The 25,470-nt window shown below is 67.1% G+C and carries 26 protein-coding genes and 1 tRNA gene; 9 read left to right on the top strand and 18 right to left on the bottom strand.

The features are described from left to right. Positions 1-26 precede the first annotated feature (26 nt). Positions 27-638: a DUF805 domain-containing protein gene (locus ACP7DD_RS01380; RefSeq protein WP_426172889.1), complete on the bottom strand. Its 612-nt coding sequence runs from the start codon at positions 636-638 to the stop codon at positions 27-29. Between the two features lie 233 nt (positions 639-871). Here ACP7DD_RS01380 and ACP7DD_RS01375 point away from each other — a divergent pair, with 233 nt between their 5' ends. From ACP7DD_RS01375 to fnr, 3 genes are all read left to right on the top strand, one after another. Then, positions 872-1,042: a hypothetical protein gene (locus ACP7DD_RS01375; protein ID WP_426172888.1), complete on the top strand. Its 171-nt coding sequence runs from the start codon at positions 872-874 to the stop codon at positions 1,040-1,042. A 1-nt stretch (position 1,043) separates the two neighbouring features. Next, entirely contained in the window at positions 1,044-1,493 is a 450-nt protein-coding gene (locus ACP7DD_RS01370) for a hypothetical protein (RefSeq protein ID WP_426172887.1), read from the top strand. A 143-nt stretch (positions 1,494-1,636) separates the two neighbouring features. Continuing rightward, positions 1,637-2,413, top strand: coding sequence for a fumarate/nitrate reduction transcriptional regulator Fnr (gene fnr / locus ACP7DD_RS01365; protein WP_426172886.1), 777 nt, complete (start codon positions 1,637-1,639; stop codon positions 2,411-2,413). A 9-nt stretch (positions 2,414-2,422) separates the two neighbouring features. On the opposite strand, the gene ACP7DD_RS01360 is transcribed toward fnr, so the two are convergent. From ACP7DD_RS01360 to ACP7DD_RS01300, 13 genes are all read right to left on the bottom strand, one after another. Next, positions 2,423-2,671 (bottom strand): hypothetical protein, encoded by a 249-nt coding sequence (locus ACP7DD_RS01360; protein ID WP_426172885.1) that lies wholly within the window; start codon positions 2,669-2,671, stop codon positions 2,423-2,425. Continuing rightward, complete coding sequence (locus ACP7DD_RS01355) at positions 2,668-3,216, bottom strand: FixH family protein (protein WP_426172884.1); 549 nt, start codon at positions 3,214-3,216, stop codon at positions 2,668-2,670. The genes ACP7DD_RS01360 and ACP7DD_RS01355 overlap by 4 nt, the downstream gene beginning before the upstream one ends. 14 nt (positions 3,217-3,230) lie before the next feature. After that, positions 3,231-4,652, bottom strand: coding sequence for a cytochrome c oxidase accessory protein CcoG (gene ccoG, locus ACP7DD_RS01350; protein WP_426172883.1), 1,422 nt, complete (start codon positions 4,650-4,652; stop codon positions 3,231-3,233). Next, positions 4,649-5,587: a cytochrome-c oxidase, cbb3-type subunit III gene (gene ccoP, locus ACP7DD_RS01345; RefSeq protein ID WP_426172882.1), complete on the bottom strand. Its 939-nt coding sequence runs from the start codon at positions 5,585-5,587 to the stop codon at positions 4,649-4,651. Before ccoP ends, ccoG begins: the two co-directional genes overlap by 4 nt. Continuing rightward, the gene (locus tag ACP7DD_RS01340) at positions 5,580-5,747 is read right to left on the bottom strand and encodes a cbb3-type cytochrome oxidase subunit 3 (protein ID WP_426172881.1); all 168 of its coding nucleotides are present in this window, start codon (positions 5,745-5,747) and stop codon (positions 5,580-5,582) included. The genes ccoP and ACP7DD_RS01340 overlap by 8 nt, the downstream gene beginning before the upstream one ends. Before the next feature lies 1 nt (position 5,748). Beyond that, positions 5,749-6,363, bottom strand: a complete 615-nt coding sequence (gene ccoO, locus ACP7DD_RS01335; protein ID WP_426172880.1) for a cytochrome-c oxidase, cbb3-type subunit II — start codon at positions 6,361-6,363, stop codon at positions 5,749-5,751. Next, positions 6,347-7,807, bottom strand: coding sequence for a cytochrome-c oxidase, cbb3-type subunit I (gene ccoN / locus ACP7DD_RS01330; protein WP_426172879.1), 1,461 nt, complete (start codon positions 7,805-7,807; stop codon positions 6,347-6,349). The genes ccoO and ccoN overlap by 17 nt, the downstream gene beginning before the upstream one ends. 151 nt (positions 7,808-7,958) lie before the next feature. Continuing rightward, positions 7,959-8,108, bottom strand: a complete 150-nt coding sequence (ccoS, locus tag ACP7DD_RS01325) for a cbb3-type cytochrome oxidase assembly protein CcoS (RefSeq protein WP_099787611.1) — start codon at positions 8,106-8,108, stop codon at positions 7,959-7,961. A 2-nt stretch (positions 8,109-8,110) separates the two neighbouring features. Further along, positions 8,111-10,510 (bottom strand): heavy metal translocating P-type ATPase, encoded by a 2,400-nt coding sequence (locus ACP7DD_RS01320; protein WP_426172878.1) that lies wholly within the window; start codon positions 10,508-10,510, stop codon positions 8,111-8,113. Further along, positions 10,507-11,268, bottom strand: a complete 762-nt coding sequence (locus ACP7DD_RS01315; RefSeq protein WP_426172877.1) for a sulfite exporter TauE/SafE family protein — start codon at positions 11,266-11,268, stop codon at positions 10,507-10,509. The genes ACP7DD_RS01320 and ACP7DD_RS01315 overlap by 4 nt, the downstream gene beginning before the upstream one ends. Before the next feature lie 10 nt (positions 11,269-11,278). Further along, positions 11,279-12,694 (bottom strand): oxygen-independent coproporphyrinogen III oxidase, encoded by a 1,416-nt coding sequence (hemN, locus tag ACP7DD_RS01310; protein ID WP_426172876.1) that lies wholly within the window; start codon positions 12,692-12,694, stop codon positions 11,279-11,281. A 146-nt stretch (positions 12,695-12,840) separates the two neighbouring features. Further along, positions 12,841-14,418: a methyl-accepting chemotaxis protein gene (locus tag ACP7DD_RS01305; protein ID WP_426172875.1), complete on the bottom strand. Its 1,578-nt coding sequence runs from the start codon at positions 14,416-14,418 to the stop codon at positions 12,841-12,843. Positions 14,419-14,549: 131 nt separating this feature from the next. Further along, entirely contained in the window at positions 14,550-14,945 is a 396-nt protein-coding gene (locus ACP7DD_RS01300) for a hypothetical protein (protein WP_426172874.1), read from the bottom strand. A gap of 298 nt (positions 14,946-15,243) precedes the next feature. Here ACP7DD_RS01300 and ACP7DD_RS01295 point away from each other — a divergent pair, with 298 nt between their 5' ends. Genes ACP7DD_RS01295 through cphA form a run of 3 tightly spaced genes read left to right on the top strand, consistent with a single transcriptional unit; the run spans position 15,244 to position 19,189 of the window. Then, entirely contained in the window at positions 15,244-16,245 is a 1,002-nt protein-coding gene (locus ACP7DD_RS01295; RefSeq protein ID WP_426172873.1) for a methyltransferase, read from the top strand. After that, the gene (locus ACP7DD_RS01290) at positions 16,242-16,487 is read left to right on the top strand and encodes a hypothetical protein (protein ID WP_426172872.1); all 246 of its coding nucleotides are present in this window, start codon (positions 16,242-16,244) and stop codon (positions 16,485-16,487) included. Before ACP7DD_RS01295 ends, ACP7DD_RS01290 begins: the two co-directional genes overlap by 4 nt. Further along, positions 16,484-19,189: a cyanophycin synthetase gene (gene cphA / locus ACP7DD_RS01285; RefSeq protein ID WP_426172871.1), complete on the top strand. Its 2,706-nt coding sequence runs from the start codon at positions 16,484-16,486 to the stop codon at positions 19,187-19,189. Before ACP7DD_RS01290 ends, cphA begins: the two co-directional genes overlap by 4 nt. Before the next feature lie 92 nt (positions 19,190-19,281). Here the strand turns inward: cphA and ftsZ are convergent, their stop codons facing one another. Beyond that, on the bottom strand, positions 19,282-20,496 hold the full coding sequence (ftsZ, locus tag ACP7DD_RS01280; RefSeq protein WP_426172870.1) for a cell division protein FtsZ: 1,215 nt from the start codon (positions 20,494-20,496) through the stop codon (positions 19,282-19,284). A 357-nt stretch (positions 20,497-20,853) separates the two neighbouring features. Here ftsZ and ACP7DD_RS01275 point away from each other — a divergent pair, with 357 nt between their 5' ends. The 3 genes from ACP7DD_RS01275 to ACP7DD_RS01265 all read left to right on the top strand — a co-directional run bounded on the left by ACP7DD_RS01275 (position 20,854) and on the right by ACP7DD_RS01265 (position 24,232). Next, a complete protein-coding gene (locus tag ACP7DD_RS01275) occupies positions 20,854-21,351 on the top strand; it encodes an ASCH domain-containing protein (protein WP_426172869.1) in 498 nt (165 codons plus the stop codon). 65 nt (positions 21,352-21,416) lie between these two features. Next, complete coding sequence (locus ACP7DD_RS01270; protein WP_426172868.1) at positions 21,417-22,601, top strand: acyl-CoA dehydrogenase family protein; 1,185 nt, start codon at positions 21,417-21,419, stop codon at positions 22,599-22,601. After that, positions 22,598-24,232 carry a M28 family metallopeptidase gene (locus ACP7DD_RS01265; RefSeq protein ID WP_426172867.1) on the top strand — a complete coding sequence of 545 codons (1,635 nt, stop codon included), beginning with the start codon at positions 22,598-22,600 and terminating at the stop codon, positions 24,230-24,232. The genes ACP7DD_RS01270 and ACP7DD_RS01265 overlap by 4 nt, the downstream gene beginning before the upstream one ends. Before the next feature lie 42 nt (positions 24,233-24,274). Here ACP7DD_RS01265 and ACP7DD_RS01260 read toward each other — a convergent pair whose 3' ends face one another. From ACP7DD_RS01260 to ACP7DD_RS01250, 3 genes are all read right to left on the bottom strand, one after another. After that, complete coding sequence (locus ACP7DD_RS01260) at positions 24,275-24,652, bottom strand: four-helix bundle copper-binding protein (protein WP_426172866.1); 378 nt, start codon at positions 24,650-24,652, stop codon at positions 24,275-24,277. A gap of 2 nt (positions 24,653-24,654) precedes the next feature. Continuing rightward, positions 24,655-25,131, bottom strand: coding sequence for a hypothetical protein (locus tag ACP7DD_RS01255; protein ID WP_426172865.1), 477 nt, complete (start codon positions 25,129-25,131; stop codon positions 24,655-24,657). Between the two features lie 179 nt (positions 25,132-25,310). Then, positions 25,311-25,384: transfer RNA gene (locus ACP7DD_RS01250), tRNA-Cys, on the bottom strand. Between the last annotated feature and the right edge of the window lie 86 nt (positions 25,385-25,470).

The raw sequence follows: 25,470 nt of genomic DNA, 5'->3' as shown, positions 1-25,470 counted from the left end.
GAAGCCACTTCTGTTCGGGCGTGCGCTCAGGCGAAGTCCCTGAACGTCGCGCCCGTCAGCCCAACGATGATACCGAGCGCAAATGCGCCTGCCGGTGCGCCCACTGCGGCGATGACGGTCGCGCGCGAATTGGGAACGGGCGCTGGGCCAAAGCGGTTGGCGCCCGCCGAGCCCCGCGCGAAGGTCGCATACAGCCCAAGCGCAACGTTGTCGAACGGCACGATCGCCGCAAGCGAGCACCCGCCCGAGCGGTCCAGGTCGTTCAGGCGGCGTATCATCAGCACGAACGTCGCGGGGATGAACGCCAGATAGGAGGTCAAAATCACCGTCATCGCCACCATCGGTGAAAAAGCCGCGACACTGGCGGTGGCTACGCACAAGACCGCCATTGTCAGCACGCAGCAATAGGTGAAGTAACGCAGGCGGCCGATCCTGCCGTTCACCGTCAGCAAACTGGGCTGGTAGCGGTCGGCACCGGCCGGGTTCGCCATGGCATCGCCAAAAGTAGTTTCCAAGATGTCTCCCTGCATGAGCGGCCGTTTCTGGCTGCAGCGCCTTTGCTGCGGCGCGGTCGGGGCCGGCCAGGAACCCGGGTCGATAGTGACGATTTGCATGGAGCTCATCTTGGCGTAGAGCAAGAGAGTCTCCTCTGCTGTCGAGCAGTTCTGCTCACTGTTCAAACATTTCCTTGATCTACATCAAATTCTGCATTGATCCCGGGCCACTTTGCCTGCTGCGCCGGTGTCTACAGCAGGTAGTGGTTCGGTAACGTCTCAGCTGTCGAGGAGGAATGATGGATAACGCACACGCATCGCCAATTGGCGCAATGAATATCATGGACGACTCTGGTCACCGGCAAATGAATTGGAACATGGCCAATTCCAGGGAAATCGCCGCCGCACAGAAGACTTTCGACCGCCTGGTCAAGCAGGGATACGCCGCGTTCGGCGCCATCAGCCGCACCGACGCCAAGCGGGCGATCACGGCCTTCGATCCGACCATGGAAGAAGTGGTCATGGTGCCGCGTATCGTCGGCGGCTAAGTTGCCAGTGCTGGATCGGGCAAGCTGGCTTTTCGCGCGCTGCACCGCGTGGTGGCAGGCAGCACGGCGCACGCGCGAAAAGCTGCGGCAAGAGGCGTTGCAACGGGCCCATGCCGAGCAACGGGCGCTGTCGCTCCTGCTCGGCCTGCTCAACGCCGAGCAGCGCCGCGAATTCCAGGCCCACGGCTACTTTCACGTCATCGGCGGCAGCACCGGCGACCGCTACCGCATCCGGCTCGACTCGGCCGTCAACATCGACGTCCTCGGCGAACACGGCATCATCCGCTATCACCTGTGCGCGCGGCCCACCGGCAGCCTGCCGATGTACGACGTGATGGCGGGCCAGTTATTGCATCTGCAAGACAGCAGCGCCGAGATCGGTTTCCTGTCGCAGGCGAACCGGCATGTCACGCTGTCATTTGCCGCGATGGGACGCTGGCAGGAGCGCTGACGCGGCGCTGCCCTGTGGTTTGCGCGGCTTGGCGCGACAGATTCACGTCTCCGCCAGCGCATTGACGCGGCTGCGGCGAATTCGTCCATACGCAGGCGTATAATGAACGTGGATGTCCGCGCCGCGGACATGCCGCAACTTGAATGCCGCCAATGCTTGCTTCTTCGTCACCAACCGCTCTGCCGCAGCTGAACATCACTGCCCTCAAGGCAAGTTGCGCCAACTGCAGCATGCACCAGCTGTGCCTGCCGATGGGCCTTGACGCGGCGGAAATCGTCCGCCTCGACGAAGTGATCGGCCTGCGCCGCCGCATCGCCCGCGACGAGCGCCTGTATCAGATGGACCAGCCATTCCGCAGCCTGTACGCGATCCGCTTCGGCCACTTCAAGACTTACCAGGTCAATGCCGCCGGCGACGAGCAGATTACCGGCTTCCAGATGGCCGGCGAACTGCTTGGCATGGACGCCATCAGCGGCGAACGCCACCACTGCGACGCCGTCGCCCTCGAAGACAGCGAGGTCTGCGAGATTCCGTTCGACGGCCTCGAGCACCTGTTCGCGCACGTGCCGACCTTGCTGCGCCATTTCCACCGCATCATGAGCACCGAAATCACGCGCGAGCAAAACGTCATGCTGCTGCTCGGTAACATGCAGGCTGAGCAGCGCTTCGCCGTTTTCCTCACCAACCTGTCGGCCCGCTACGCCGCGCGCGGTTATTCGGCCACCGCGTTCCAGTTGCGCATGTCGCGCGAAGACATCGGCAACTACCTCGGCCTGACCATCGAGAGCATCAGCCGGCTGCTGTCGCGCTTCAAGAAGCAGGGCCTGCTCAAGGTCGACAAGCGCGAAGTGACGCTGCTGCAGCCGGCGCTGCTCAAGGCAATGGCCGCCGGCACCGAGCGCTGCAGCCCGATGGCGTAAAGCCCACGATTAAAACGGCGCCCGCTGGTCGGGCGGCGTGACCACCAGATACATCGTCAGCAAACTCGACAGGGCACACACGCTCCACAACGCAAAAAAGCCGACGCTGTAGACCGCCGTCGGCGTAATGCCTGACGCCGCCAGGTACGCCAGGTCGGCCGGATCGAACACCGAGAACACGCAGCCTTCCGCCAGCGCCGCCGCCAGGAACGAAGGCCACAATACCGTCATCGCCAGCCGCCGCATGCTGCCCCTCACGGCGCCGGCGCCGTCGGTGCGTCGGCGTGGATCGCCAGCGCGCTCTCGCGCGGCCAGCTCCAGCTGCGCGCCACCCGCCATTCGCGCCGCGCGCCCTCCACCACCACCTGCCAGTGGGTCGCTTCGAGCTTTGCCACCGGCACCGCGAAGCGGCCGTCGCTGCCGGGCCGCGCCAGCAGCTGCAGGTCCTTGCCAGGCTGGGTCGGGTGCGCCAGGTAGATGTGCAGCGGCGCCTGCAGCGGCGCGCCGCCACTGGTCACCGCGCCGCTCAGCACCCCCGCGCCGGCGTCGTAGCTTGCCTCGAACGCGATCGCCAGCGCCGTCGCCGCGCGGTCGCGCCGCAAATCCTGGTTGATCGCCTTGCCCTGCTTGTAGTAGTCGTCGACCACCATCGCGTCGGGCCGCGACAGCGCCAGCGAGCCGGCCACGCCGCCGCCGACGAGCACGAACACAGGGCCGATCATCAGCAACCACGGCCAGCGGTGGCTGTACCACGGACGGACCGGCGCTGCGGCCGGGGATGCGACAGTCGATGCGATTGGCATGGAGATTTCCTTGATCATGGTTTCGGAACGATGAAGACCGCTTTTTCGGTCACCTTCAGCGCCGGGTCGTCGAGCGCCGTGAGCACGAACTCGATCTGGTTCGATCCGGTCGCGGCGGCGCTCCTCGGCACCCTCACCCGCACCGGCACGGCGCGCGCGCTGGCCCCTTCGAGTCGCGCCAGCTCGGGCGAAGCCAGGCTGATCGACGCCAGCCCCGACACCGACACGCGGAACGTATGCGCCTTCTCGGCCGTGTTCATCACCTGCAGCCGGTAGACGTTTTCGATGATGCCGTCCTCGACTTCGCGCCCCATGGCGCCGCGGTCGCGGATGACGTCGAGCTTGAGCGGCGTGCGCAGCGCCAGCGCGGCGCCGACGGCGAACACGATCGCCCCCAGCAGCGCGCAGTAAACCAGGATGCGCGGGCGCACCAGCTGGCGCCGCACCCGCGCCATGCTCCAGCCGTTGGCCATCGCATTGCCGGTCGAATAGCGGATCAGTCCTGGCGGCTTGTCCACTTTGGCCATCACCGTATTGCACGCGTCGATGCAGGCGGCGCAGCCGATGCACTCGTACTGCAGGCCGTCGCGGATGTCGATGCCGGTCGGGCACACCTGCACGCACAGGCTGCAGTCGATGCAGTCGCCCGCTTTCGGCAGCGCCAGCGTGGCGAAGCTTTTTTCCGGCGCCGCCTTGGCCTGCGCGCCGCGCGGCTCGCCGCGCGCCACGTCATACGTGACGATCAGCGTGTCCTGGTCGAACATCGCGCTCTGGAAGCGCGCATACGGGCACATGTACTTGCACACCTGCTCGCGCAGCCAGCCGGCGTTGCCGTAGGTTGCCAGCGCATAGAACAGCACCCAGAACGTCTCCCACGACGACAACTGCAGATTCCACAACTGGTTCGCCAGGCGCTCCACCGGCACGAAGTAGCCGACAAAGCTCAGGCCCGTCAACAGCGCCACCGCCAGCCAGGCCGAATGCTTGGCGACCTTGCGCGCGGCCTTGCCGACGCTCCAGGGCTGGCGGTCGAGCCGGATGCGGGCGCTGCGCGCACCTTCGATGCGCCGCTCGATCCACATGAAAATCTCGGTGTACACCGTCTGCGGGCAGGCGAACCCGCACCACACCCGTCCTGCCACCGCCGTCACCAGGAACAGCGCAAAGGCGCAGATGATCAGCAACGCGGCCAGGTAGATGAAGTCCTGCGGCCACAGCACCACGCCAAAAATATAGAACTTGCGCTCACCGAGGTCGAACAGCACCGCCTGGCGGCCGTTCCAGTTCAGCCACGGCAGGCCGTAGAACACGAGCTGGGTAAGCCACACGCAGGCCCAGCGCAGCGTCGCATACGGCCCCTTCGCCTCGCGCGGATAGATTTCCTCGCGTTTGGCGTACATCTTGATGATTGCCTCGCGCGGCGCTGCCTCGTTCATTTTTTCGGCACCGCCGCCGGTTGATTCGACAGGCCCCACACGTACGCTGCCAGCAGGTGCACCTTCGGCTCGCCGAGGAAGGCGTCGAACGCGGGCATCGTATTGCTGCGGCCCTTGTTGACCGTCTCGATGATGGTGTCGGCGTTACCGCCGTACAGCCACACCTTGTCGGTCAGGTTCGGCGCGCCCAGCGCCTGGTTGCCGCCGCCGTCGGCGCCGTGGCAGGCGACACAGGCGGCAAACTTCTGCTTGCCGAAGGCGACCTTGATCGGATCGGTGGTCAGGTTCGACAGGCTGCGCACGTAATGGGCGACGTTCTCGACGTCCTTGTCCGACCCCACCGCAGCGCCCATCGGCGGCATCATGCCGCTGCGCCCGTGCATGATGGTCGTCTTGATCATCGCCGCGTCGCCGCCGTACAGCCAGTCGCCGTCGGTCAGGTTCGGAAAGCCCTTGTTGCCGCGCGCGTCAGAGCCGTGGCACTGGGCGCAGTAGGTCAGGAACAGCCGCTCGCCGATCGCCTGCGCCTGCGGGTCCGCCGCCACCGTCTTCAGATCGAGCTTGGCGTAGCGCTCGAACAGCGGGCCGTATTCGGCGTCCGCCTTTTTGAGTTCGGTCTGGTATTCGCCCGACGACTTCCAGCCGAAGCTGCCGGCGTAGCTGCCCAGGCCCGGATACAGCACCAGGTACACCAGCGCGAACACGATCGTCAGGTAGAACAGCCACATCCACCAGCGCGGCATCGGCGTGTTCAGCTCCGTCAGGTCTTCATCCCATACGTGGCCGGTGGTGCCGGGACCGGCGGGCGAGCCTTCCGGGATCTCCTTGACGCGGTGGATCGATTGGGACCAGAGCAGCAGGCCGCAGCCGGCGATCGACAGCAGCGTGATGACGGCGATGTAGTAGTCCCAGAAGCCGTTGGTGAAATCAGCCATGACCGCTGTCCTCCTCGTCGGCGAACGGCAGTGCCGCCGCCGTCGCAAAATCCTGTCCGCGCTTGAGCACGAAGGTCCACAGCAGGATGCCGACGAAAGTGGTGAAGCTGATCACCGTCATCACGCTGCTCGCGCTGTCAAAAATATGTTCGATTGCCATGTCAGTTCCTTGTCTTGATCTGCGTGCCGAGGCCCTGCAGGTAGGCCACCAGCGCGTCCTGCTCGGTCTTGCCTTCCAGCGTGGCCGGCGCGTCGTTGATTTCCTGCTCGCTGTACGGCACCGACAGGCGCTGCAGCGCGCGCATCTTCGGCACCACGTCGGCCGGCACCAGCCGCGCTTTTGCCAGCCACGGGTAGTTCGGCATGTTCGATTCCGGCACCAGGTCGCGCGGGCTGTCGAGGTGGGTGCGATGCCACTCGTCGCTATAGCGCCCGCCGACGCGCGCCAGGTCGGGACCGGTGCGCTTCGAGCCCCACTGGAACGGCCGGTCGTAGACGAATTCGCCGGCCACCGAGTAGTGGCCATAGCGCTCGGTCTCGGCGCGGAACGGCCGGATCATCTGCGAGTGGCAGTTGTAGCAGCCTTCGCGCACGTAGATGTCGCGGCCCACCAGGCGCAGCGGCGAGTACGGTTTGAGTCCCGCCACCGGCTCGGTGGTCGACTTCTGGAAAAACAGCGGCACAATTTCAACCAGCCCGCCCACCGAGATTACGAGCAGCACGAGGCCAATCAGCAGCCAAGGGTTCTTCTCGATCCATTCATGCGAAAACTTCATTACCTGCTCCTGTCTTGTGCGATTTTTTAGGCGTGATCGACGGGATGGTCGGGTCGACCGCTGTCGTGCCGCGCATCGTCATCAGCGTGTTGTAGGCCATCATCAGCATGCCCGACAGGTACAGCAGGCCGCCGCCGAAGCGAATCACGTAGTACGGATAGGTCGCCTTGACGCCTTCGACGAAGGTGTACGTCAAGGTGCCGTCCGGATTGACCGCCCGCCACATCAGGCCCTGCATCACGCCGGCGATCCACATCGAGGCGATGTACAGCACGATGCCGATGGTGGCGACCCAGAAGTGCAGATCGATCAGGCGCACGCTCCACATTTCCTTCTTGCCCGACAGGCGCGGAATCAGGTAGTAGATCGATCCCATCGTGATGAACCCGACCCAGCCCAGAGCGCCGGCATGGACGTGGGCGATGCCCCAGTCGGTGTAGTGCGACAGCGAGTTGATGGTCTTGATCGACATCATCGGACCTTCGAATGTGGCCATGCCGTAGAACGACAGCGACACGATCAGGAACTTCAGGATCGGATCGGTGCGCAGCTTGTGCCAGGCGCCCGACAAGGTCATGATCCCGTTGATCATCCCGCCCCACGACGGCGCCAGCAGGATCAGCGAGAACACCATGCCGATCGATTGCGTCCAGTCAGGCAGCGCGGTGTAGTGCAGGTGGTGAGGACCGGCCCACATGTAGGTGAAGATCAAAGCCCAGAAGTGGACGATCGACAGCCGGTACGAATACACCGGGCGTTCGGCCTGTTTCGGGATGAAGTAGTAGACCATGCCGAGGTAGCCGGCGGTGAGGATGAAGCCGACCGCATTGTGGCCATACCACCACTGGATCATCGCGTCCTGCACGCCCGAGTAGGCCGAGTACGACTTCATCGGCGAGGCCGGCATGCTCGCGCCGTTCACCACGTGCAGCACCGCCACGGCGATGATGTAGGCGCCGAAAAACCAGTTGGCCACGTAGATGTGCTTGACCTTGCGCTTGACGATGGTGCCGAAAAAGACGACTGCGTAGACCACCCATACCACCGTGATCAGGATCGTGATCGGCCATTCCAGCTCGGCGTACTCCTTGCCGCGCGTGAAACCCATCGGCAAGGTGATCGCCGCCAGCACCAGCACCGCCTGCCAGCCCCAGAACGTGAAGGCGGCCAGCGTGTCTGAAAACAGCCGCACCTGGCAGGTGCGCTGCACGACGTAATACGAGGTGGCGAACAGGCCGCAGATGCCGAAGGCGAAGATGACGGCGTTGGTGTGCAGCGGGCGCAGGCGCCCGTACGTCAGCCACGGCACGTCGAAATTGAGCGCCGGCCAGGCCAGCTGCGCGGCGATGATGACGCCCACCAGCATGCCGATCACCCCCCATGCCACGGTGGCGATCGTGAACTGCTTGACGATCTTGTAGTTGTAGTTCAAACCTGTGTCCACTGCTACTCTCCTGAAAATACATCGTTGACACTCCGCAGAGTAAATTTCTGCAGTTCAAAAATCCTTGATGTGAATCAAATTGGCCAAGATCGGCGCCAACAGGCCAAACTTCTTCGTCGGTTTGGGGTCTGACCATAGGTCAGACCGCGAATCATTCGACGCTGTCGTCGTCGTGGAGGACGCGGATGCCGGGTCCTTCGAGGTCGTCGAACTGGCCGCTGTCGGAGGCGCCGAAAAACACCCAGATGGCCAGTGCGACCAGGCACACGCTGAGGGGAATGAGCAGGTACAGTGCTTCCATCGTCAGTCCTTCGCGCGCAGGCGCAGCGCATTGATCACCACCACCGCCGAACTGACCGACATGCCGATGCTCGACATCCACGGGTTCAGCATGCCGAGTGCCGCGGCCGGGATGGCGCAGGTGTTGTACAGCGTGGCCCAGGCCAGGTTCTGGCGCACCACCGCCAGCGTGCGCGATGCCGTCTGGGCGCAGTCGCCCAGGTCGGCCAGCCGGTTCGACATCAGCACGCAGTCGGCGTGCATGCGCGCCAGGTCGCTGCCGCCGCCCATCGCGAACGAGACGTCGGCCGCGCGCAGCACGGCGGCGTCGTTGACGCCGTCGCCGACCATCGCCACCACCGCGCCCTGCGCCTGCAGCGCTTGCACGAAGGCGAGCTTCTGCTCGGGCATCTGGCCGCCCAGGGCGCGCGCGATGCCAAGCTGGCCGGCCACGCGCGCGGCCAGCGCCGGCGCGTCGCCACTGAGGAGGATCACTTCCATGCCGCGGCGCTGGAACTGGCGCACGACGTCGCCGGCGTCTTCGCGCAGCGCGTCGGCCAGCTCGAAGCAGGCCAGCACGCCGCCGGGGCCGGCCAGGAAGACCTGCGAGGCGTCGTCGGATGGCGCGCCGGCGTCGCCGGCGCCGGCGAAGGCGGCGCTGCCTAGCCGGTAGTGCACGCCGTCGACGACGCCCTCGATGCCCTGCCCGGCCGTCTGGCGCAGTTCGCGCGCGTCGCGCCGCGCTCCGCCGGCGGCGGCGCGCAATGCCGTGCCGAGCGGATGGGTGCTCGATTCCTCCAGCGCGGCGGCGATCGCCAGGCAGTCGGCGCGCGTGGCCGCGCCGAGCAGCCGCACGGCGCGCAGCGCCGGCTGGCCGCGCGTCAGCGTGCCGGTCTTGTCGAAGATGATGTGGGTGGCACGGTGCAGCGTTTCGAGCACGTGCGGCTGCACCACCAGCACGCCGTGGCGCAGCAGGCGACTGGTGGCCGCCGCCAGCGCCGTCGGCGTGGCCAGCGACAGCGCGCACGGGCACGACACCACCAGCACCGCTACCGCCACCTGCCAGGCGCGCGCAGGGTCGCTCAGTTGCCAGGCAACCCACACCGCCACGGCGAACAGCAGCAGCGCGGCGACGAACCATGCCGCCACGCGGTCGGCCCACTGGGCGATGCGCGGCTTGCCCATGCCGGCGCGCTCGACCAGTTCGACCAGCAGCGCCATCGTGCTCTGGCGCGCGGCGCGGGTGACGCGCAGCACCACCGGCTGGCCGGTGTTGACGGCGCCGCCCGGCAGCTCGGCGCCGACGGCGCGCCGCTGGGCGCGGCTTTCGCCCGTCAGCAGCGCCAGGTCGACGTCGGTGTCGCCTTCGACGATGACGCCGTCGGCGGCCACCGCTTCGCCGGGACGCACCAGGATCATGTCGCCGGCCTGCAGCGCGCTGCTCGCTACCAGGTCGGTGCGGCGCGAGGACGGATAGGCGGGCATTCGGGCGGCCGCCGCCGGCAGGGCGTGGCGCAGGTTTTCCAGCGCGCCGGCGGCGGCGCGGCGGGCCGACAGCTCGAGGTAGCGGCTGCCAAGCAGCAGGAAGATAAACATCGTCACCGAATCAAAATAGACGTCGCCGTGCCCGCGCAGCAGCGCGACGATGCTGCCGCCGGCGGCGGCGGCGATTCCGAGCGCTACCGGCACGTCCATGCCGGGCATGCGCGTCTTCAGGCCGATCCAGGCGCCGCGCCAGAACGGCTGCGCCGAGTACAGCAGCGCCGGCAAGGTCAGCAGCAGCGAGGCCCAGTGCATCAGCGCCGTCATGTCGGCGTCCATGGTGCCGTCGTTGGCCAGGTAGACCGGCAACGCGTACATCATCACCTGCATCATCGACAGGCCGGCGATGAACAGCTGGCGAAACAGCTTCTTGCGTTCGCGTTCGAGCTGCTCGCCGTGGCGCTGCGGGTCGAACGGATAGGCCGCGTAGCCGATCTGGCGCAGCGCGCCGATAATGGCGCTTGGGCGGCATTCGGCATCGTTCCAGCTGACCGATAGGCGCCCGGTGGTGACGTTCATGTCGGCCGCGCGCACGCCGGCCACGCCGCGCACCCGCCGCTCGATCAGCCACACGCAGGCGGCGCAGCGGATGCCGTCGACCGAGTAGACGGCGTCGACGACGGCGTCACCGACGGCTGCGCCGGCGTCATACAGCACCAGTTCAGGCGGCGCCAGCGCGGCCAGGTCGGCGGGGGCGGCAAATTCGGTGCGACTGAGGTAGTAGTCGGCGCAGCCGCTGGCGACGATGCTGGCGGCGACCGCTTCGCAGCCGGGGCAGCACATCGCGCGCGCCGCGCCGTCGACGGCGACCGACCAGCGGCTGCCGGCCGGCACCGGCAGGCCGCAGTGAAAGCAGGCGCACGGCGCCAGCACGGCGTTCATGGCAGCAGCCCCGGCACGGCGACGCACAGCGCATCGATCCAGCCGTGGTCGACACCGCGGGCGGCGCGCAGCATGCCGACGACGCCAAAGGCGAGCACCACCGCGCCGCAGGCGCGCCGCACCAGCGGGCGGGCGATCGCGTTGCGCAGCGGCGCGCCGAGCATCCCCATCGACAGCAGCATCGGCAAGGTGCCGAGGCCAAACGCGAGCATCACGGCGGCGCCGGACAGCGCCGAGCCGCTCAGCATCGCCGTCAGCAGCACGCTGTAGACCATCCCGCACGGCAGCCAGCCCCACACCGCGCCCATCGCCAGCAGCTTGGCCGGCGAATCGAGCGGCAGCAGCCGCGCGGTGGCCGGTTCGATGCGGCGCCACAGCGTGCGCCCGAGCTGCTCGACGCGCGCGAGGCCGCGCCAGGCGTCCATCAGGTACAGGCCGAGCACCACCAGCATCAGGTTCGCCAGCCAGTAGGCGGCCGTTTCGATCGCCGCCAGGCCGGACAGCGTGCGCGCGGCGCCGGCCAGGCCGCCGGCCAGCGCGCCGGCCGCCATGTAGCTGGCGATGCGCCCGCTGTTGTAAGCGAGCACGCGCGCCAGCGCCGGTCCGGGCGCCGCGCTGCGCAGGCTCACCACCGCAACCGGAAAGCGGCGCGCCGGCGCGATCGAAAATGCGCTGACGATGCCGCCGCACATGCCGGCGCAGTGGACGCTGCCCAACAGGCCGATCAGGAACACCGGCGCGAGGCTGATGGTACTCATGGAGGCGCCCTCATATGGTGCTCGAAAAGCGCGGCGTGGCCGGCTCGCCGGCCAGGTAGCGGTCGAACACCATGCAGATATTGCGGATCAACAGCCGCCCCTTGAGCGTCACGCTGATCCACTCCGGGCCGACGGTGAGCAGGCCATCGCCGGCCAGCACCCGCAGCCGTTCGATTTCGGGCGCGAAGTAATCGGCAAACACGATCGGGAAGGCCTGTTCGATCGCCCCGACGGACAGCTCGAAATGGCACATCAGCATCTGGATCAGGCAGCGCCGCAGCACGTCGTCCATCGTCAGCGCGATGCCGCGCTCGATCGGCAGCTCGTTGCTGTCGATGCGCGCGTAGTACGCTTCGAGCGTCTTGACGTTCTGGCTGTACGTGCTGCCGACCGCGCCGATGGCCGACACCCCGCACGCCACCAGATCGGCATCGGCATGGGTCGAATAGCCCTGGAAATTGCGGTGCAGGCGGCCCTGCTGCTGCGCCACCGCCAGGTCGTCGCCCGGTTTGGCGAAATGGTCCATGCCGATGTAGACGTAACCGGCCTCGCAGAGGCGGCGGATGCACAGTCCCAGCATGTCGAGCCGGCTGTCGGCGCTTGGCAGGTCAGCCTCGGCGATGCGGCGTTGCGGCTTGAACAGGTGCGGCAGGTGGGCGTAGTTGTAGACGGCAATGCGGTCCGGGCCGGCCTTGATCACTTTCGCCAGCGTCTGCGCCATGCTCATCGGGGTCTGTTTCGGCAGGCCGTAAATGAGGTCGATGCTGACCGAGCGAAAGCCGGCTTCGCGCGCGGCGTCGATGATGGCCTGGGTCTCGTGTTCGGGCTGGACGCGGTTGACGGCGCGCTGGACCTGGTCGTCGTAGTCCTGCACGCCCAGGCTGATGCGGTTGAAGCCTTGTCGGCGCAGGCTGTGGACACGCGCGCGGTCGACGGTGCGTGGATCGACCTCGATCGAATATTCGCCTTCCGCATCAGGAGCGAACTGGAAGCGGCGGTGCAGGTGCGCCATCAGGTCGTCCATCTGCGCATCGGACAGGTAGGTTGGCGTGCCGCCGCCCAGGTGAAGCTGGCTGACCTGGTTCATCCCCGCAAACAGCGACGCCTGCATGTCGATTTCGCGTTTCAGGTAGCTGAGGTAGACCGATGCCTTGTCGCGGTTTTTGGTGACGATCTTGTTGCAGGCGCAGTAGTAGCAGACGGTGTCGCAAAACGGGATGTGCAGGTAGAGCGACAGCGGCTTGGCGGCGCCGCGCGTGCGCACGCTGGCCACCGCCTGCAGGTAGTCGCGGTAGCCGAAATCGGTGCTGAAGCGGTCCGCCGTCGGATACGACGTATAGCGCGGTCCTGGCTTACTCAGTTTGCGCACCAGCTGGGCATCGAACTGCACCGTCGGAACGGTGGAAGCGGTTGTTGCATGTGACATCAATTGACTCCGGCGGCCGGCCATGCCCACACGCGGCCATGTCCTCATTTGCCGGCAAGTGTATTGAGCGGGGGCCACAAAATCCTTGACATGCATCAAAAACGGCAGGCGCCGCCCGTCAAGGGGTGGCAATAGTGGCAAGAGCATCAGGCGGCACGCCCGCCGAGGGCCAGCGTACGCCGCTCCAGCTTGAACACCGACAACGCCTCGGCCAGGCCGGCCGCGTCGTCGGCGACGCTGGCTGTTGCCGCCGCCGATAGGCGCACCAGCGCCGCATTCTGGCGCGTCATCGCATCGAGTTCGCCGAGCGCCGCGTTGACCTGGGCGATGGCGCCGGCCTGTTCGACGCCGGCGCGCGCGATGTCGTGCATCAGCGCGGTGGCGTCGCGCACCGATCCGACCGCCTGCGTCATGGTGGCGCCGGCGGCGTCGACCAGCGTGCCGCCGTGCCCGACCTGGCGGGCCGATTCGTCGATCAGCGTCTTGATTTCCTTGGCCGCCAGCGCCGATCGCTGCGCCAGGCTGCGCACCTCGCCGGCGACAACGGCGAAGCCCCTGCCCTGCTCGCCGGCGCGCGCCGCCTCCACCGCCGCGTTGAGCGCGAGGATATTGGTCTGGAAGGCGATGCCGTCGATCAGGCTGATGATGTCGACGATGCGCGACGCCGATGCGCTGATCTGCTGCATCGTGGCGCCGACGCTGGCGACCGCGGTGCCGCCCTGGCCGGCCAGCGTGGCCGCCGCTTCGACCAGCGCGTTGGCCTGCAGCGCGCCGGCGCTGTTCTGCTGCGCGGTCGCCGCGAACTGCGCCATGCTGGCCGCCGTCTGTCCGAGATTGGCTGCCTGCGATTCGGTGCGGCCCGACAGGGCGCCATTGGCGTCGGCCAGTTCGCGCGTGACCGTCTCGATCGAGCTGACGTTGGTGCGCACGTCGCCGATGATGGCGCGCAGGTTGACCGTCAGCTGGCGCAGCGCGCGCAGCAGCTGGGCGCCGTCGCCGGCGCCGCCGGCGTCGATCTCGCGCGACAGGTCGCCGCCGGCCAGCGCGCGCACCGCGTCGGTCGCCGCGCGCAGCGGCGCCACCACGGCGCGGTGCAGATCGCGCCAGCCGGCCAGCGCCAGCAGCACGCCGGCGGCGGCGGCGATGCGCGCCACCGGATGCGCGGCGGCGAGCGCCAGCGCCGCGATCAGCAGCGCCAGCGGCGCCATCACCACGGCCAGGCGCACGCTGACCGGCAGCGCGCGCAGGCGCGCAGGCAGGCCGCGCGCGCCAGTGCCCACCGCCGTGCCGGCGCGAATCCGCATGCCGCCGTGCTGGCCCTGCCGCATGCGCAGGTACAGCGCCGCCGCTGCCTGGACGTCGGCGCTGGCCGGACGGGTACGCACCGACATGAAGCCGACCGTGCGGCCCTGTTCCATCACCGGGGTGACGTTGGCGACGACCCAATAAAAGTCGCCATTCCTGCGGCGGTTCTTGACCAGCCCCGTCCATGGCACATCGGCTTTGAGCGAGTGCCACATATCGGCGAACGCTTCGGGCGGCATGTCCGGGTGGCGCACCAGGTTGTGCGCCTTGCCGATCAGCTCCTCGCGGTCATAGCCGCTGACTTCGATGAAGCAGGGATTGACGTAGGTGATCCTGCCCTTGATGTCGGTGGTCGAGACGATCGCCTGGCCGTCCTTCAGTTCGTATTCGATCCCGGTAACGGGCAGATTGGTGCGCACGGTGACTCCATATTTCCAGAAAGCAAGTAATTTTGCTTTGCCGAAGTTTATTCAAGGCAAGTTATATATTCCTTGATATGGATCAAATCGAGAAGTCATCGACGTCTTCGCATCAGCCGGTCGTGGGCCGGTCAGGCGCGGCGCCGGGCGAAATCCGACGCCGTCAGCGCCGCTTCGCGTTCGACGTTGTCATCGGCGTCGAAAGAGGCCAGCCACAGTTTGCCGCGCCGCGTGATCGATAGGGCCACCGCGGCGCCGCCGGCTTCGCTGACGAAGCCGCTCGCCAGCAGCCATTTCTTGACGCCGGTCGCCATGTCGGTGCCCTCGGTAATGTCAAGCGCCTGCAGCGATGCCAGACAGGCCTGACGAAACAAGGTGCGCTCGCCGTGCCTGGTCAGCACGGTGGCGCCGGACGGCTGGCGCATCACCAGGTTGAAGGCAAACAGGCGCTGCGGCACGTCGCCATCGCGATACGCATCCAGGGACTGCAGCGCCTGCATTTCCACGCTGTTCAATTTTGAATCCAATTGCATGTCCTTCTTGAAATTTCTGCACTGCCGTCAGTGCAATATTTGGCGAATGTTAATGCGCACGATTCGATCACTCAAGATGGTTAGCCAGAAATATTGGCCCTGCATTGACCGACAAATTGCGGACCGTTTCGAGCAGGAAAGGCCGAGTTCGCCATGGCAATCTGCCGCGCGCCTTGCCGGACTGTTCCTACAAAGATGTGGCTGGTAGGCCCACGATGAGCGATTGGCATTTTCGCTAGGATGTACGCTGCTGCTACCACCTGTAGCGGCCTGATCTTTGCCGGAGTGTATGATGGCTGAATTTCCCGTAATAGAAATGACATCCTTGCGCAGCGCCGCCCTGCCGTCCGCGACGATGGCCCTGGTCGAACTCGGCAACCAGTTGCGCCGTGCGAACTACCATTTCGTCACGCCGACGCCGGCCACCATCGCGCGCGTCAACGCCCGTCCCGGCAATGCACGCGCGCGCAGCCTGACCGACGTGTTCGGCTGGAACCGCCCGTTCAATCCGGTGCTGATCCCCGAGGCCATTCTCGGCGCCATGCGCGACGCCGGCGTCATCGAGGAGTGCGCGAGCGGCTTGCGCAGTACGCTGCGCGTGTCTTCGCTCGGCGGGCAGCTGTACTTCCATTCAGCCTTTCCGACCGAAGCGACCGACTCGGTGTTCTTCGGGCCCGATACCTACCGCTTCGCGCGCCAGCTGGGCGCGTGCGTGCCCGCGCTGGCGCGGCGCGTCACCCGCTGCGTCGACATCGGCTGCGGCGCCGGCGCCGGCGCCATCGAACTGGCGCGCATGTGTCCATCGGCGTCGGTGCACGCCGTCGACATCAACCCGGCCGCGCTGACGCTCACGCGCGTCAACGCCCTGCTGGCCGACACGCGCAGCGTGCTGCCCGAGTACAGCGACCTGCTGGCCAACGTCGACGGCACGTTCGACCTGATCGTCGCCAACCCGCCTTACCTGGTCGACGAAGGCGCGCGTGCCTACCGCAACGGCGGCGGCGACCTTGGCGCCGGCTTGTCGCTGGCGATCGTCAACGCGGCGATCGGCCGGCTGTCGCCGGGCGGCTCGCTGCTGCTGTACACCGCCGCGGCCATCGTCGACGGCGTCGACGCGCTCGGGGCCGAAGTGGCGCGGCGCCTGGAGCGCGCCGAAATGCACTGGACCTACGACGAGATCGATCCCGACATTTTCGGCGAGGAGCTCGACAACCCGGCTTACCAGGCGGCCGACCGCATCGCCGCGGTGTGGCTGCGCGCGACCAAGCCGGCGTCGCACCAGGTGTACTGGTGAAAGGCGGCGACCCGAAGCGGCTGCTGGCGGTGATCGGCGGCAGCACGGTGGGCGCGGTGACGGTGGTCGACGGGCGCGACGCGATTTCCAACCGCGCCGACGTGGGCGAGCGCGGCTGCCTAGAACTGATCGACGTGCGCCTGCACCTGCTGCCGTCCGGTTCGCGCTACAGCGTTGCCGAGGCGCCCGCGCCGCTGCGGCACTTCGTCGAGATCATTACCCGAAGGACTGCGCAAGCATGAAGATCATCCAACAGCGGTTCCTGCGCGGACCGAACCTGTATGCAAACACGCCATGCCTGCTCAGCATCGTCGACCTGGGCGACCTCGATGGCGTGGCGTCGAACAGCGTGCCCGGCTTCGTCGACGCCCTGCTGGCGCTGATGCCGACCCTACACCAGCACCGCTGCTCGGTCGGGCGCGCCGGCGGCTTTGCGCTGCGGCTGCGCGACGGCACCTACATGGCGCACATCGTCGAACACGTCACGCTCGAACTGCAATGCCTGGCCGGCTCGCCCGCCGGCTTTGGCCGTACGCGCAAGGTCGCCGGCGCGCCGGGCCAGTTCCGCGTGGTGTGCGCCTACCAGCTCGAGAAGGTGGTGGAGCTGGCGTTCCAGGTTGCCGTCGACGCGGTGACGGCGCTGGCGCGCGGCGATGCGTTCGCGCTCGAGGAGCCACTGGCCCGGATAGCGCAGACGGCGGCGCGGCGCACCATCGGCCCCAGCACCGCGGCGGTGCTCGATGCGGCGCGCCGGCGCGGCATTCCCAGCGTGCGCATCACCGAGGACGCGAACCTGTTCCAGCTCGGCTGGGGCAAGCGGCAGCGGCGGCTGCAGGCGACCATCACTGGCGCCACCAGCAACATCGCCGTCCACGTCGCCAGCAACAAGCAGCTGACGAAAGCGCAGCTGGAGCAGTGCGGCATCCCGGTGCCGAAGGGGCAGACGGTGTCGAGCGCCGCTGAAGCGGTGCTGGCGGCGCGCCGGCTGCGCGGCGCCGTCACCGTCAAGCCGCTCGACGCCAACCAGGGCAAGGGCGTCACGACCACCTGCCGCAACGCCGACCAGGTGACGGCGGCGTTCGCGCACGCACGCAAGTTCAGCCGCGGCGTCATCGTCGAGCAGTACCTGGAAGGCAATGACTACCGCGTGCTGGTCGCCGGCGACAAGGTGGCGGCCGCCTCGCTCCGGCGCCCGCCCAGCGTCACCGGCGACGGCGCCAGGTCGATCCGCGCGCTGGTGGCGCTGAAAAACAGCCATCCGGCGCGCGGCGCCGGCCATGCCAACATCCTGACCCGCATCACGTTCGACGAGCACGCGCAGAACGTCGTGAGCGAACAGGGTTACGCGCTCGACGACGTGCCCTCGCCAGGAGCGGTGGTGCAATTGCGCGGCAACGCCAACCTGTCCACCGGCGGCACCGCCGAAGACGTGACGGACCTGCTGCCCGAGTGCACGCGCCAGTTGTGCGTGCGCGCGGCGCAAAAGATCGGCCTTGACGTCGCCGGCATCGACATCGTCTGCCGCGACATTTCGCTGCCGTTGGCGCAGCAGAGCGGCGGCATCATCGAAGTCAACGCCGCACCGGGCATCCGCATGCACCAGTACCCAAGCCGCGGGCAGGCGCGCGACGCCGGCGACGCGATCGTCGAATCGATGTTCGGCGCCAGCGACGGGCGCATCCCGATCATCGCCGTCACCGGCACCAACGGCAAGACCACCACCACGCTGATGCTCGCCCACGGCGCGCGCCTGGCCGGCCACTCGACTGGCGCCACCACCACCGAAGGCGTCTTCATCAACGGCGTGCAGGCGGTCAAGGGCGACTGCTCCGGCTACTGGTCGGCGCGCAATGTGCTCAGCGCGCCCGACGTCGATATCGCCATCCTCGAAACGGCGCGCGGCGGCATCCTCAAGCGCGGGCTTGGCTTTGACCGCTGCGACGTCGCCATTGTCCTCAACGTCACGGCCGACCACCTCGGGCTTGACGGCGTCGAGACGCTGGCCGATTTGGCGCGCGTCAAGGCGGTGGTGGCGCGCTCGGCGTCGAAGGCGCTGGTGCTCAACGCCGACGATCCGCGCTGCCTTGCGATGGCGAAGATCCGCCGCAAGGGCGTCGAAGTGCTGTGTTTTTCGACCGACGCCGACAATCCGGCGCTGCTGCGCCATCTCGACAAGGGCGGGCGCGGCGCCTACCTCGAAGACGGCGCCGTCATCCTGGCCGACGGCGCGCGGCGCCATTCGCTGATCGGTGCGGCAGCGATGCCGGTGTCGCTGGGCGGCCACGCGAAATTCAACATCGCCAACGCGCTGGCGGCGGCGGCCGGCATGCTCGCGGTCGGCTTCGGCCTTGTCGACATCACGGCATGCCTGTCGAGCTTCGTCTCGAACGGGCGCAACAACCCGCTGCGAGCGAACAGCTTCGATGTGCGCGGCGTGCGCGTGATCGTCGACTACGCCCACAATCCGGCCGCGTATGCGGCTCTGGGAGAAATGGGCGCCTCGATGGGGGCGAACCGCGTGGTGGCGGTGCTGACGGCGCCGGGAGACCGGCGCCAGGAGGACCTGCGCGACATCGGCAGGACTTGCGCGCGCGCTTTCCACGCGCTGGTGGTATACGAATCGGACGGACGCGGCCGGCCGCCCGGAGAGACCGCGCGCGTGATCCTCGACGGTGCTCGCAATGAGGACGACGGCCAGCACGAGCATCACTGCAAGCTCAACATGCACGAGGCGCTGCGCTTCGGCCTGGCTCTGTGCCACGAGGGCGATGTGCTGATCTTTGCGTGTCCGTCGTCGCCGATGGAGCTGGCGGAAGCGTTGCGCCGCACCGATCCCGAGAGCGCCGCGCGAATCGCCGCCGAGGTGTCGGAGCCGGCGTGCACGCCGAACCAACGGCGGCCGGCGCACCGCCGCGGGGCCGGGGTGCAAAACACCGCGCCGTAAAGCGCGGCTTCGACGATAGCCACTTCATCGGCAAATCGACACGGCATCCCTGCGCCAAGGCACGGACCCGTTCTACCCGCCAGCCTTAGGGCTTAGTGGTTGCCCGGCTGCGCGGTTTGCGATGCGGCCGCCTGTTCGGCCTCTTCGCCGCTGTTGGAAGCTGGAAGGCGCGGCGCCGTGCCCAGGCGCGAACCGGGGGCTGCGCCAGGCAGCGTGCTCTGGCGATTTGCCGCGTACGCCGGCACGGCCGTGCGCATGCCGGCGGCGCGCGCCACGTTGCCCACGTTCGGCCCCAAGCCAGGCTGGCCCGGCATCGGCCGCGACATCGGTGACTGCACCGGCGGCGGCGCCACCTCCATCGGCCGCGACAGCCCGGTGGCGACCACCGTCACGCGCATGGCGTCGCCGAGCGAATCGTCAAACACCGCGCCGAACTTGATGATCGCGTCGTCGCTCGTCTGCGCGCAGATGACGTTCATCACCAGCTTGGTCTCGCGCAGCTTGAGCGTCTCTTCCGATGCGGCGATGTTGACCAGCAGGCCGCGCGCGGCATGCAGGTTCGAGCCGTCGAGCAGCGGGCAGGAGATCGCCTCCTCCGCCGCCTTGACCGCGCGGTCTTCGCCGGCGTATTCGGCCGAGCCCATCATGGCGGTACCGGTCTGGCGCATCACCGTGCGCACGTCCTCGAAGTCGACGTTGATCATGCCGGGCACGTTGATGATTTCGGCGATGCCGGAAACGGCCTTGCTCAGCACCTCGTCGGCAGCGCGGAACGCCTGCTTTTGCGTGATGTCGTCGCCGAGCACTTCTTCGAGCCGGCTATTGAGGACGATGACGAGCGAGTCGACGCACTTCGACAGCAGCGCGATGCCTTCGTCGGCCACGCGCATGCGGCGCGCGCCCTCGAATTCGAACGGCTTGGAGACCACGCCGACGGTCAGGATGCCCATCTCGCGCGCCACTTCGGCGACGATCGGCGCGGCGCCGGTGCCGGTGCCACCGCCCATGCCGGCGGTGATGAACACCATGTTGGCGCCCTTGAGCGCGTCGGCGATGATGGTGCGCTCGCGGATGGCGCTCTCGCGCCCGACCACCGGGTCGCTGCCGGCGCCAAGGCCGCTTTCGCCAAGCTGGATGCGGGTGGCGTCACCGGTGTGCGACAGCGCTTGGGCATCGGTGTTGGCACAAATGAACTCGATGCCGGACAGGCCCGAAGACGCCATGTGATTGACGGCATTGCCGCCGGCGCCGCCGACACCGATGACTTTGATGACTGTTTCAGGCTTTGGATTTTTGAGGTCGGACAAGGAGGGCTCCTGTTGGGTTGGGATTGCGTCGCCCGGGGGCTGGCCTTTCGGCCGCCAGCGGGGCGCCGCCACGCGCGCGAGGGGTGCGCGCGCTCAGTTAAATGTGCATACGTGTCGCGTTGCAATAGACTACTGCCTCAACGTGCGCACGCGAAAGGGGTAAAAAAACTCATTCGCAACCATTTGTAAAAGCGCGTGCAATCCTCGATAAAGAGGCGCTCGCCAGAGAATCCGCTCAGCGGTTTGAAAGTTGTTAAAGCATAAGGCGCAGGCGGCCCACGGCGCCTCGAGAGCGCCCCCCCGTCTATTTATGCTCTACTGCATGTTGGACAACACGGACCCGGAGCCGCGCCGCCGATGATGAAAGCGATCACGATGACCCAGCCATGGGCGACCCTGCTGGCGGTGGGCGCCAACCGCATCGAAACGCGCAGCTGGCCGACAAATTTTCGCGGGCCACTGGCGATCCATGCGGCGCTCGGGTTTCCGCCCCATGCGGCCGCCCTGTGCCGCCGGTCCCCGTACGCCGAGGCGCTCGCCGCGGCCGGCTACCACAGCGCCGCCGACCTGCCGCGAGGCAAGATCATCAGCGTCGGCGTGCTCGATGAGCTGCTTCGCTGCGACCAGGCGAGCGCGGCATCGGTGACGCGGCAATCGCGCGCCGGCGTGCTGCCGCCGGACGAACTGGCGTTCGGCGACTTGTCGGCCGGCCGCTTCGGTTTCGTCATGGCCGCCATGCGCGCGCTGCCCAGCGCGGTGCCGGCGCGCGGCATGCTGGGGCTATGGACGGTGCCGCCGGCAATCGAGCAGCAAGTCATGGCGCAGCTGGCCGAGCCACGGCCCGCCGCCAAGTGAAGTAATATTGCAGCAACTTCGGGGCGGCGATCCGCCGGCCCGCCAACCTCATGACCGGGACCACCATGGACTTCGCGCTTTCTCCCGCGCTGCTCGAACTACAGCAGCGCACCCGCAGTTTCATCGCCGACAAGATCATCCCGTTCGAAAGCGATCCGCGCTGCACGCCGCATGGCCCGACCGAAGACTTGCGCCGCGAGCTGGTCGCGCTCGGCCGCGCGGCCGGCCTGCTGTCGAGCCACGTGTCGGTGGCGATGGGCGGCCTGGGGCTGGACCACCGCGCCAAGGCGATCTTGTTCGAGGAAGCCGGTTATTCGCCGCTCGGCCCAGTCGCGCTGAACATCCACGCGCCCGATGAGGGCAATATGCACCTGCTGGAGGAAGTGGCCACGCCGGCGCAGCAGGAACGCTGGCTGCGCCCGCTCGCCGCCGGCCACATCCGCTCGTGCTTTTGCATGACGGAACCGTCGCCCGGCGCCGGCGCCGACCCGAGCATGCTTGCCACGACCGCGGTGCGCGACGGCGACGACTACATCATCAACGGCGTCAAGTGGTTCATCACCGGCGCCGAGGGCGCCGCGTTCGCGATCATCATGGCCAAGCTGGAAGACGGCAGCGCGACGATGTTCCTGGCCGACATGGACCAGCCGGGCATCGTGCTCGAGCGCCTGATGGATTCGCTCGACTCGTGCTTTGCCGGCGGCCACGGCGTGGTGCGCTTCGAGAACCTGCGCATTCCCGCGGCCGACATCCTCGGCGCGGCCGGCGAAGGCTTCCGCTACGCCCAGGTGCGCCTGTCGCCGGCGCGCCTGACGCATTGCATGCGCTGGCTCGGCCAGGCGCGCCGCGCGCACGACGTCGCCGTGCGCTACGCCGCGCAGCGCCAGGCATTCGGCAAGTCGCTCGGCCAGCATGAAGGCGTCGGCTTCCAGCTGGCCGACAACGAAATGGACCTGCACGTGACGCGCCTGTCGATCTGGCACTGCGCCTGGGTGCTCGACCAGGGCCACCTCGGCAAGCACGAATCGAGTGTGGCGAAGGTGATCTCGTCGGAAGCGATCTGGCGCGTGGTCGACCGCAGCGTGCAGGTGCTGGGCGGCCAGGGCGTCACCCACGAGACGATCGTCGCGCGCATTTTTGCCGATGCGCGCGCCTTCCGCATTTACGACGGCCCGTCCGAGGTGCACCGCTGGAGCATCGCCAAGGACATCATGCGGCCCTTCCGTACCACGAACGAGAAAGCACAATGATGCGCTACCGTTCCACATTGGCCGCTGCGTTGCTGCTGCTGGCCGCCGCCAGCGCCGCGCATGCCGCCGGCGCCACTCCGAAGGCCGACAAGGCGGCGATCCGCGCCCACCTGGCGTTCCTGGCCGACGACCTGCTCGAAGGGCGCGACACCGGCAGCCGCGGCTACGACATCGCCGCCAATTACGTCGCCGCCCAGTTTGCGCAGTACGGCCTGGCGCCGAAGGGCAGCAAGGGCAGCTACCTGCAAAGCGTGCCGCTGCGCGCGTCGCGCGCGGTGGCGGGGTCTGGCGTGGTCGAACTGAGCTCGGCCGCCGGCGTCGAGCGGCTGTCGGCCGACACTGATTTTGTCATCGGCGCCGATGTGCTCGAGCCGCGCGCCGCGGCGGCGGCGCCGCTGGTGTTCGTCGGCTACGGCATCCGCGCCGACCGCTTCAACCACAACGACTACGCCGGCATCGACGTCAAGGGCAAGATCGTCGTCGTCCTGCAAGGCAAGCCAACCCGCTTCCCGACCGAGGAAGGCGCCCACTTCGGCAGCGGCCGCGAAAAACGCAAGCTGGCAGCGCAACTTGGCGCCGTCGGCATCGTCACGCTGTGGACGCCCGATACCGAAAAGGCGATGCCGTTCGCCAAAGTACTGGAACGCAACGCCTTCCCCAGCATGAGCTGGCTGGACTCGGCCGGCAAGCCGGCCCACAGCCTGCCGGCGCTGCAGGACGATGTCGCGCTCAGCCTGGCGGCATCGAAGAAGCTGTTCACCCAGGTCGACGCCAGACTCGACGACATCTATGCGCTGGCGGCGGCCAACAAGCCGGTGCCGCAGATGGATTTGAAGATGTCGATGTTGCTGTCGCACAAGCGCGTGCTGAGCGAGGTTCGCAGCAGCAACGTGGTCGGCATGATCGAGGGCAGCGATCCGCGCCTGAAAAACGAGTACGTCGTCTTCAGCGCCCACCTCGACCATATCGGCCAGGTCAAGGAAAAGACCGGCGACAATATCTACAACGGCGCGATGGACAATGCCTCCGGCGTGGCGACGCTGATCGAAACGGCGCGCCTGTTCAGCCAGTCGGCGACCCGGCCCAGGCGCTCGGTGCTGTTCGTCGCGCTGACCGGTGAAGAAAAGGGCTTGCTGGGGTCGGATTATTTCGCCACCAATCCCACCGTGCCGGCCGGCGCGATGGTGGCCAACGTCAACCTTGACATGCCGCTGCTGACATTTGACTTCAAGAACGTGGTCGCGTTCGGCGCCGAGCATTCCAGCATGAAGGGGTCGGTCCAGCGGGCGGCCGCGAAGATGGGACTCGGCCTGATTGCCGATCCGTGGCCGGCGCAAGGCCTGTTCACGCGGTCCGACCACTACATGTTCGTCAGGCAGGGCGTACCGTCAATTTTCCTGGTGCCGGGGCAGAATTCGTTCAACAAGAACGAGGACGGCGCCAAGCTGTGGGCGACGTTCCTGGCGACGCACTACCACCAGCCGAGCGACGACCTGAGGCTGCCGTTCAATTTCGATGCCGCCGCCCGCTTCGCCCAGCTGAACTACAACATCGCGCTGGAGATTGCCAACGCCAGCGCGAAGCCGACGTGGAACCAGGGCGATTTTTTCGGCGATACGTTCAAGAAGTAACGCCGGTAGCTGGTGTCGACATGGGGTCGCCGTTGCCGCCGTTCACACCCCGGATGACGCCGCCCCCGCTCCCGGCGCATTCGCCGGCGGCATCGACCCGACCCTGCGGCATTCGTCGGCGCAGCGCCTGCACGCCTCAGCGCACTCCTGGCAATGCTGCATCGCATGCTTGGCGCACTCGCCGGCGCACATGTCGCACACCTCGGCGCACGCCTGGCACAAGTCGACCGCCGCCTCGCTGCCGCGCGCCGTGAACCCAGCCACCACGCGGCAAAGCTGCGCGCAATCGATGTCGAGCGCGATGCAGCGCGCCATCGGTTTCGGATCAGCCTGCTGCAGGCATGCGACGGCGCACGCGTCGCAATTGTCGGCGCAATCGTTGCACGCGTCGATGCATGCACGGTACCGTTGGTTTTGCATGGTCACCTCCTCCCGGTCGGTATTAGGCACCCAAAACCGGCCCGAGTTCCGACACCGCTGATTATTTCCGCGCATTCGTCATGGACGGCAATGATCTTCTTCCGCCCTCCCGCCATGGCGCCGACGTCAAACATCAGTTGCAGGTCAATAGTCGTTTCTGCTCCCGTCGCATTGTCGACCTCGTCGCGGCCCTTGTTGGCGATGAAGTTCGCATAGCCGTCCAGGGAGAGCAGCGGGCTCAGGACAATGCCCCAGTCGGCGCTCAGCATCGGGTGCGCCTTGTACGTGTAGCGTCCCCGAACGGCAGAGATCGGCGGGAAGGCGCCGCTCGGCGCATTGCTTTCGCGTAGCAGCAAGACGGAGGTATTGATCAGGGTGGGTCCGGCGACGAGCATGCGCGAGATGTAGCCGACATCGCTGTTGGTGTTCCAGTCGAACCTCAATGTCAATCCTGCTCCGCGCAGCGGGCCGATCTTCAAGTCAGCGCCCGATATCTTGCCGATGTCGAGCGTATGGCAGTAGACCAGGTAGGCCTCCCTGGCGCCCGCCTACCGTGCTCTGGTACACCACGGCGGCGGCGGCGAGCCATCAGTGCACCGATTGATTCTTTTATCAACATAAAAAAATAGCCCACTCGAAAGTGGGCTATCCGGGATCCTGGAGGCGAGGACAGGAATCGAACCTGTCTGGACGGCTTTGCAGGCCGCTGCATGACCTCTTTGCTACCTCGCCAGAACCAATACTAGACTTGCCCCGCAAACCGGTTAAGTGCCAGATCAAAAATGAGCGCAGCAGTGGCGCGGTGCCAACGTTGCCAC

The sequence above is a fragment of the Massilia sp. TWR1-2-2 genome, assembly GCF_049897565.1.
Classification (GTDB): Bacteria; Pseudomonadota; Gammaproteobacteria; order Burkholderiales; family Burkholderiaceae_D; genus JAFCUW01.
This window is presented reverse-complemented; position numbering and strand designations above follow the sequence as displayed.

Bases quoted from the DNA above. Each gene is read 5' to 3' on its own strand.
- ACP7DD_RS01375 (WP_426172888.1), top strand. From the start codon at position 872: ATGGCCAATTCCAGGGAAATCGCCGCCGCACAGAAGACTTTCGACCGC.
- fnr (WP_426172886.1), top strand. From the start codon at position 1,637: ATGCCGCCAATGCTTGCTTCTTCGTCACCAACCGCTCTGCCGCAGCTG.
- ACP7DD_RS01355 (WP_426172884.1), bottom strand. From the start codon at position 3,216: ATGCCAATCGCATCGACTGTCGCATCCCCGGCCGCAGCGCCGGTCCGT.
- ccoG (WP_426172883.1), bottom strand. From the start codon at position 4,652: ATGAACGAGGCAGCGCCGCGCGAGGCAATCATCAAGATGTACGCCAAA.
- ccoP (WP_426172882.1), bottom strand. From the start codon at position 5,587: ATGGCTGATTTCACCAACGGCTTCTGGGACTACTACATCGCCGTCATC.
- ACP7DD_RS01340 (WP_426172881.1), bottom strand. From the start codon at position 5,747: ATGGCAATCGAACATATTTTTGACAGCGCGAGCAGCGTGATGACGGTG.
- ccoO (WP_426172880.1), bottom strand. From the start codon at position 6,363: ATGAAGTTTTCGCATGAATGGATCGAGAAGAACCCTTGGCTGCTGATT.
- ccoS (WP_099787611.1), bottom strand. From the start codon at position 8,108: ATGGAAGCACTGTACCTGCTCATTCCCCTCAGCGTGTGCCTGGTCGCA.
- ACP7DD_RS01320 (WP_426172878.1), bottom strand. From the start codon at position 10,510: ATGAACGCCGTGCTGGCGCCGTGCGCCTGCTTTCACTGCGGCCTGCCG.
- ACP7DD_RS01315 (WP_426172877.1), bottom strand. From the start codon at position 11,268: ATGAGTACCATCAGCCTCGCGCCGGTGTTCCTGATCGGCCTGTTGGGC.
- hemN (WP_426172876.1), bottom strand. From the start codon at position 12,694: ATGTCACATGCAACAACCGCTTCCACCGTTCCGACGGTGCAGTTCGAT.
- ACP7DD_RS01295 (WP_426172873.1), top strand. From the start codon at position 15,244: ATGGCTGAATTTCCCGTAATAGAAATGACATCCTTGCGCAGCGCCGCC.
- cphA (WP_426172871.1), top strand. From the start codon at position 16,484: ATGAAGATCATCCAACAGCGGTTCCTGCGCGGACCGAACCTGTATGCA.
- ACP7DD_RS01275 (WP_426172869.1), top strand. From the start codon at position 20,854: ATGATGAAAGCGATCACGATGACCCAGCCATGGGCGACCCTGCTGGCG.
- ACP7DD_RS01270 (WP_426172868.1), top strand. From the start codon at position 21,417: ATGGACTTCGCGCTTTCTCCCGCGCTGCTCGAACTACAGCAGCGCACC.
- ACP7DD_RS01265 (WP_426172867.1), top strand. From the start codon at position 22,598: ATGATGCGCTACCGTTCCACATTGGCCGCTGCGTTGCTGCTGCTGGCC.
- ACP7DD_RS01260 (WP_426172866.1), bottom strand. From the start codon at position 24,652: ATGCAAAACCAACGGTACCGTGCATGCATCGACGCGTGCAACGATTGC.